Annotated in this window: 6 protein-coding genes; 4 read left to right on the forward strand and 2 right to left on the reverse strand. The window is 69.0% G+C overall.

Features of this window, described 5'->3' with window-relative positions:
* The coding region (locus VK923_13575; protein HSJ45704.1) for a hypothetical protein at positions 1-188 on the forward strand (188 nt) is incomplete at its 5' end.
* A gap of 222 nt (positions 189-410) precedes the next feature.
* On the opposite strand, the gene VK923_13580 is transcribed toward VK923_13575, so the two are convergent.
* Positions 411-1022, reverse strand: a complete 612-nt coding sequence (locus VK923_13580) for a DUF2397 family protein (GenBank protein ID HSJ45705.1) — start codon at positions 1020-1022, stop codon at positions 411-413.
* 32 nt (positions 1023-1054) lie between these two features.
* Positions 1055-1297 (reverse strand): hypothetical protein, encoded by a 243-nt coding sequence (locus tag VK923_13585; protein ID HSJ45706.1) that lies wholly within the window; start codon positions 1295-1297, stop codon positions 1055-1057.
* A gap of 147 nt (positions 1298-1444) precedes the next feature.
* On the opposite strand from VK923_13585, the gene VK923_13590 reads away from it, so the two are divergent.
* From VK923_13590 to VK923_13600, 3 genes are all read left to right on the forward strand, one after another.
* Positions 1445-1795: a nuclear transport factor 2 family protein gene (locus tag VK923_13590; GenBank protein HSJ45707.1), complete on the forward strand. Its 351-nt coding sequence runs from the start codon at positions 1445-1447 to the stop codon at positions 1793-1795.
* Between the two features lie 384 nt (positions 1796-2179).
* A complete protein-coding gene (locus VK923_13595; GenBank protein HSJ45708.1) occupies positions 2180-2389 on the forward strand; it encodes a hypothetical protein in 210 nt (69 codons plus the stop codon).
* 314 nt (positions 2390-2703) lie between these two features.
* On the forward strand, positions 2704-3488 hold a 785-nt coding region (locus VK923_13600), incomplete at its 3' end, for an SDR family oxidoreductase (GenBank protein ID HSJ45709.1).

The following is a 3488-nucleotide window of genomic DNA, read 5'->3' on the forward strand; positions in this document are numbered from 1 at the left end:
CGTGCCATCCCTTCTACGCCGGTTTCATCGCCGGCGTCGAATCGGTGCTGGCACGCCATGACCACTCGCTCGTGCTGCGGGTCGTCGATGAGGATGTCGACGGCACCCACGACGCGTACCAGACACTGTGGGCGGCGGACCTGCGCAACAGGTCGCCGTACTCGTCTGTGATCGCGACCCCACACTGATCGCGCAGCCACCGGGTGAACGCGGTCAGGCTCGCGTGGTCGATCCGGTCGGCGTCCGGCGTCCACAGCAGGTCACCCTCGGCGACGTCGTGCGCCAGCGTGGCGGGCGCGGCGTCCGTCATGCCAGTGCCGGCAGTCGCGGCGGGTCGCGCCGGGGGAGAGCGGCCCGGGCCCCGCCGTCGACTGGCGGCTCCTCGAACTCACGCAGCCGGTCCGGCGTCGTCATCGCGTGGTCCGACCTTCCACTGAGTGGAAGTCGACGCTAACCGGCACGACCAGAGCGCGCAGCTCGGCGAATCGCGCCGACAGTGCCAGCAGCGATCGATGCGCCTTCGCCGTGTCCGTCTCGTCGTCGGCCGTCAATACCGCCAGCTCGGCCAACAGCACCCGAATGTCGCGCAGCGCGGTCGTCTGCAGCGCGCCCGGCTGCACCAGCGTCTGCTCGAAGTGGCGGACCGCGCGCTCGGCCGCTTCGCCCTCGGGAGTCAACTGGTACAGGTGGCGCGGACGGTAGAACTCTTCCACGCTGGCGACTTCGGCGGTGTCCGGGTGCCACGCAGGACGCGCTGGCCGCTCGCCCGCACCGTGGGGTCCCGCCCTCCGGTCCGTGCGCACGTTGCCCCAGACGCTGAGCTGTGCGAGCAGCACCGTGAGCTCGTCGGTCTCGACGTCCAGCCCGTCGTCGGCGACCAGCGCGACGATCTCGGCGGGACGCAGGTGCAGGCGGAACCGCTCCTTTGCCTGCAGCATCACGCGGCTGACCGCCCGGTACTGCAGCGCCTTGTCGGCGGTCACGTAGGCGAAGACTTCAAGCCGTTCCGTGCTCGCGGGCACCGCGATCTTCGATCGACGAACAGCCAGGAAGGCTAGCGCACCGGCCGCTGGCAACCAGCCAGCGCTGGGCGGTCAGTCAAACGGGCGAGCGCGGCCAGGCTCAGCACCGGGCCGATCATCGCGAAGATCATGTGGTGGGTCTGGTGGCTCAGCGCGGAGAGCAACTCGCCGCGCACGGTTGCGAGTACCTCGTGACGCAAAGCGTCGAGCCGCTGCTCCAGCCGTTCGAACCGCCCGACGACGTCGGTGGACCTGGCCTTGAAGCTGCCCAGCATCTGCGCGAAGCGGGTGTCGATCTGCGCGAAGCGGGTGTCGATCTACGCGAAGCGGATGTCGACGGCGCTTGTCGGCATCGGGAGGGGCGGATTGAATGATCGACGGAGCCGGACCGCCTCCGGTCCCCGTCGACGAGAGGAGCGGCCATGGCGCGCACGCCGCAAGAAACGTTCCAGCACCACGTGGAGGCCCTTGGAGCGCAGGACATCGATGAGATCGTCGCGGACTACACCGACGATGCGATCTTCATCGGCAACGGCACGGTCAGGCGGGGACGGGAAGGGGTCCGGCAGGCATTCGTCGAGCTGATCGACACGGTGCCCGACGCCTCGTGGGCGCTACCCGCGACCGTGTTCGAGGGCGACATCCTGTACCTGGAGTGGACAGCCGACTCGGCGAAGAACAAGGTGGATGACGGAACTGACACGTTCGTCTTCACCGACGACGGCCAGATCCGTGTGCAGACAGTCAAGTACACCCCGAAGCCAACGGACTGAGTGAGCCGCGCCCACTGGGTTCACGAGCTCGCGTAGCAGATCTGGGCGCCACGTCGCCGCGTCACCCGACGACGAATGTGCGGATCACGCGGAGAACGGGTGAGGTAGCGGGCTGTACCACGGCGTCGGCCATGAGATCGAAACGGCAGGCCGGCGGCGGGGCGACCACGCTTCGGTGCCGCGCCTACAGTGCGGCGCCGCGTCCGTCCCGTCGACCGGCGGCAGCACGCGACCCGGTGTGGCCTCCGCGACTGGGAGCAGCTGATGGAGCATGCGCCGGATCGGCGACGTGGGTTGCGATCGCGTGTCAGGGCGGAGGCGGCCACACGGCCTTCACGGCCGGCGTGCCCAAGGGCCTGCCCGGCGCCGATGCGTTGTCACACCATGAGATCGTCGGGGTTGAGTGGCACGTCGGGCGGCGCGGTGTGCGCCCTACTCACGTGGTACGCGCTGCTCGATGACGACCCGGCTGCGGCAGGAAGGCTGCTCGACGCCTTCTGGGCCGACAACGCGGCCACCACGCCGACCGACCAGTTGCTCAACGCGATCCGTGCGGACCAGGCGCGACGACGGCTGAGCGGGGACCATGCCTGAGCGGCGGCGAGGTTCGCCGGCGGCGCGATCACGTCGCTGCATCTCGGCGCCGATGCCGCGAACCGCCACGCTCACCACGCCTCGCCGACGTGAGTGGGAGGCGACGAGCAGATCCGGTCGAGGAGCCAGCGTACGGGATCGCAGTACTGGTGCACTGTGGCCCGCCTGGTCCGTGCCGCATGGTCAGCCTGCTGACTGGACGGCCGCCACGACCCGGTGAGAGCGTCGATCGGAGGCCACGAATGGGCCGAAGGGCCCTGCCGTTCTCGTCGCGCCCGCGCTATTGGGGTGTCCGGACAACCAAAGGAGTTGTCATGTCCGAGTGGGGACCCTTCAGCCTGGTGGGGAAGAGCGCCATCGTCACGGGCGGTGCGATGGGGATCGGCCTGGGATGTGCGACCTGGATGGCGCGTGCCGGCGCCAACGTGCTGATCGCCGACGTCGACGGTGACGCCGCGGAGCAGGCCACTGCGCAGCTGGGTGACGAGGGCGGCACCGCCGATGGGATCACGCTGGATGTCACCGCAGCAGACGCCGGCAGCCGTGTCGTCGGAGCGTGTGTCGACAGGTACGGGGCCGTGGACGTGCTGGTCAACAACGCCGGCATCTACCCGCGGGTGCCCATGCTCGAGATGGAGCGTGCGCTGTTCGACCGGGTCTACGAGATCAACCTGAAGGCACTCGCGTTCTGCTCGAAGGCCGCTGCTGCGTTGATGAAGGACCACGGCCGTGGCGGCGCCATCGTGAACATCGCGTCCGTCGACGGCTTCCACCCTTCGATGGTGGGTCTGGCCGCCTACGACGCCTCGAAGGGCGGCGTGGTCATGTTCACGAAGAGCTTCGCGCTCGAGATGGCGCCGCACAAGGTCCGGGTGAACGCGATCGCGCCCGGTGGCATCGATACGCCGGGAACCCATCAGCCGCTGGAGGGCAGCGGGATGACAGCCGAGCAGATGGGGGCGGTGCGCCAGGGGTTCCTTGACACGAAGATCCCGATGAAGCGCTACGGCGAGCCCGAGGACATCGGCAAGGTCGCGGTCTTCCTGGCGTCTGACGCAGCCAGCTATGTGACCGGCGAGACCGTCGTCGTTGACGGCGG

The sequence above is a fragment of the Euzebyales bacterium genome, from assembly GCA_035461305.1.
Lineage (GTDB): Bacteria > Actinomycetota > Nitriliruptoria > Euzebyales > JAHELV01 > JAHELV01.

Excerpts from the sequence above, each read along its gene's own strand:
- VK923_13585 (HSJ45706.1), bottom strand. The coding sequence starts at position 1,297 with ATGCTGGGCAGCTTCAAGGCCAGGTCCACCGACGTCGTCGGGCGGTTC.
- VK923_13590 (HSJ45707.1), top strand. The coding sequence starts at position 1,445 with ATGGCGCGCACGCCGCAAGAAACGTTCCAGCACCACGTGGAGGCCCTT.
- VK923_13595 (HSJ45708.1), top strand. The coding sequence starts at position 2,180 with ATGAGATCGTCGGGGTTGAGTGGCACGTCGGGCGGCGCGGTGTGCGCC.